Here is a 250-nt window from a genome sequence, read left to right as displayed (position 1 = left end):
AGATCCTCGAGTCCAAGATCATCAACGATCGGGAGACGGGGAGGTCGCGCGGGTTCGGGTTCGTGACGTTCTCGAGCGAGCAGGCCATGCGCGACGCCATCGAGGGGATGAACGGCAAGGAGCTCGACGGCCGCAACATCACCGTCAACGAGGCCCAGTCGCGCCGCTCCGGAGGCGGAGGCGGAGGCGGCTACGGCCAGCGCGGCGGAGGCGGAGGCTACGGTGGCGGCGGCGGCTACGGTGGTGGCGG

General features: G+C 70.4%; 1 protein-coding gene. It reads left to right on the top strand.

Going from position 1 to position 250, the window contains the following annotated elements; genetic code table 11:
• A partial coding sequence (locus L9G74_RS24490) for an RNA-binding protein (RefSeq protein WP_238898856.1) occupies positions 1 to 250 on the top strand: 250 nt, incomplete at both ends.

The organism is Shewanella electrica (genome assembly GCF_022321485.1).
Lineage (GTDB): Bacteria > Pseudomonadota > Gammaproteobacteria > Enterobacterales > Shewanellaceae > Shewanella > Shewanella electrica.
The sequence above is the reverse complement of the archived record's forward strand: the minus strand, read 5'-3'. Positions and strand labels throughout refer to the sequence as shown.